The sequence below is a fragment of the Kitasatospora sp. NPDC057542 genome, assembly GCF_042801945.1.
In the GTDB taxonomy this organism is placed as follows: Bacteria; Actinomycetota; Actinomycetes; order Streptomycetales; family Streptomycetaceae; genus Kitasatospora.
The window spans coordinates 1-2,469 of sequence record NZ_JBHVFE010000746.1 but is presented as its reverse complement, the minus strand read 5'-3'; the positions used below and the strand labels follow the sequence as shown (position 1 = coordinate 2,469).

Annotated in this window: 3 protein-coding genes and 1 pseudogene; 2 read left to right on the top strand and 2 right to left on the bottom strand. The window is 73.8% G+C overall.

Annotated features, from left to right (window positions below):
* Both ACFU7Y_RS43010 and ACFU7Y_RS43005 read right to left on the bottom strand, forming a co-directional pair.
* Window positions 1-268, bottom strand: a pseudogene (locus ACFU7Y_RS43010) (hypothetical protein); the annotation flags it as partial.
* A 364-nt stretch (window positions 269-632) separates the two neighbouring features.
* Window positions 633-992 (bottom strand): hypothetical protein, encoded by a 360-nt coding sequence (locus ACFU7Y_RS43005; protein WP_224285297.1) that lies wholly within the window; start codon window positions 990-992, stop codon window positions 633-635.
* Window positions 993-1,235: 243 nt separating this feature from the next.
* Here ACFU7Y_RS43005 and ACFU7Y_RS43000 point away from each other — a divergent pair, with 243 nt between their 5' ends.
* Window positions 1,236-1,802, top strand: coding sequence for a TetR/AcrR family transcriptional regulator (locus tag ACFU7Y_RS43000; protein WP_380771913.1), 567 nt, complete (start codon window positions 1,236-1,238; stop codon window positions 1,800-1,802).
* Window positions 1,803-1,948: 146 nt separating this feature from the next.
* On the top strand, window positions 1,949-2,469 hold a 521-nt coding region (locus ACFU7Y_RS42995; RefSeq protein WP_380771911.1), incomplete at its 3' end, for an MFS transporter.

Genomic DNA, 2,469 nt, shown 5'->3' with positions numbered 1-2,469 from the left:
TCTGCTCGTCGCAGAAGCCGAGGCTCGCGCCAAGCCGGTCGCCGCCGCCCCAGGCGTACGGCACGCCGAGCTGGCCCGCGGCCACGGCGGCGACCCGGCCGCCCAGCGCCTCGGCCGACAGCGGCGGGGCCGTCTCGGGCGAGGTGTGGGACGCCGCCTGGGCGGCCGCGCCGAGCGCCGGGACGAGGCCCGCCCCGAGCGCGAGGCCGAGCATGCGGCGCCGACGGACTCCGGCGGCCTGGTCGCGGCCGGACGGTTGGGGCTCCATGACGGTGCCTCCCGGTGCTGGAGGTGGTTGGGCGCTCGGGGCTGTGGTGCCGGGCGCACGCACCAGGATTCCGCCCCGGCGGGCCGGTCCGCCATCACCCGCAACGGTGAATCGCGGACGCACGGGCCGTGAAACGGAGCGGATGTCGCCGGTCGATGGTTTGACGGTCGTTCCGGAGGCGCCAACGATGGGCGCGCACGTTCGGTCGGGACTGTCGGAGGGCCACACGGGCGGCGCCGTGAAGCCGATCCGCACCACGCGGCTGACCAGGGCGGTGGACTACGCCTGCGCGGCGGAGGGCGACGCCTCGGCCTGCTCGCTCTGGCCGGCCGGGGCCCGCCCCCCCCCGCCGGTCAACCGGTCATCAGCGCACGCTGAGCTTCACCGTGGCGGTCCTGCCGGTGTAGGACTTGTGAATCTGCTCGCGCGTCCCGGAACCGCAGGCCTGCACCTCCTCCGGGTAGCGCCCGCCGTCGGGCGTGATCGTGACCGTCGCGCACATGCCGTCGGCCCGGGTGTCCTCCACCCACCCGTCGACGTAGAGCGTCTCGACTCCCTCGACCTTCTTGCACTTCAGGGTCCACGTGGCCTCCGCTCCGTCGATCTTGGGCGAGTCGCTGTGCGGACACGTCGCCGCGGTGGCCGGCGTCGCGGCGGCCACCACCGTCCCGCCGACCAGCGCAGCGGCAGCGAGAACGGCTCGGAGGGGCAAGGCCAGTCGCATGATGGGTCTCCTTGTGTGGGCGCAGGACGTCAGCGGAGGGTTTCTGCCGCACGCGAAGCAGATTGACTCCGAAGGGCGGCACAGTGCGCTCGTACGGGTGACACCCGGTTCGACGTGGTGCGTCGTGCACCGGTCGGGACATGCAGGGCAGCGGCGCCTCGACGGCGGGAGGTCATCCGGGATTCCGGTACGGGCCGGAGGTGGGTGTTGACGGCGGTGAAGTGTGAGTGGTTGAGTACTCACATGCAGAAGGAACGACCCCGGCAACTGTCCACCGCCGAGGAGCGTCGCGAGACGGTGCTGCGCACCGCGATCGGGGCGTTCGCCGCGCGGGGGTACTTCGGCACCACCACCACGGAGGTGGCGAAGGCCGCCGGCATCTCGCAGGCGTACGTGTACCGGCTCTTCCCGAGCAAGGAGGCCCTGTTCGTGGCGGTGGTGGAGCACTGCTTCGTGCGGGTCCGCGGGAGTCTGGAGCGTGGCGCGGCGGAAGCGGGGGGGAGTTCCCCGGAGGTGGTCCTCCAGTCCATGGGGGACGCCTACGCCAAGCTGATCACCGGCAACGACCTGATGCTGGTCCAGCTGCACGCCCAGGCGGCGGCGGTCTCCGAGCCGGCCGTCCGGGAGGCGGTCCGGCAGGGGTACGCCCGGCTGGTCGAGTACGTGCGCGGGGCCTCGGGTGCGGCGGAGCCTCGGATCCAGGGCTTCTTCGCCACCGGCATGCTCTGCCACCTGCTGGTCTCGATGGGGGCGGACGAGGTCGACGCGCCGTGGACGCGGACCCTCGCGGCCGGCATCACGCACTACTGATCGGCCACGGCCGGCCAGTGCCACCCACCCGGCGGGGCGGGAGGTCCGCGCGCACGCGACGGTCCGAACGCCGCCGCCTTTCTTTGGCCATAAGTGTGAGTGGTTAACCACTCATCAATGCTCCTTCGGAAAGGAGGACCACCGCCGTGAGTCCGCAGGACGCCGACCCGTTCCTCGCCCGCCGTACGGCCGGCGGCGCACTGGCGGCCCTCGTCGGGGCGCAGTTCACCGTCATCCTCAGCACCTCGATCGTCAACGTCGCCCTCCCGAGCGTCCGCGACGGCATCGGTCTCACCGACGACGGTGCCGCCTGGGTGGTCAACGCCTACGGCCTCGCCTTCGGCGCGCTCCTGCTGGCCGGCGGCCGGATCGCAGATCTGGCCGGACGGCGCCGCGTCCTGCTCGCCGGACTCGCCCTGTTCGCCGCCGCTTCGGCCGCTGCCGGGCTGGCGTCCACCGGGGCGGCGCTGATCGCCGCGCGCACCGTCCAGGGCCTGGCCGCCGCCGCGATCGCCCCCGCCGCGCTCGCCCTGGTCATGGACCTCCATCCGCCCGGCCCCGGGCGCGGCCGGGCCCTCGGCGTGTGGGGCGCCGTCTCCGGCGCCGGCGGCGCCGCCGGAGTCCTGCTCGGCGGCGCGCTGACCCAGTCACTCGGCTGGCCGTGGAC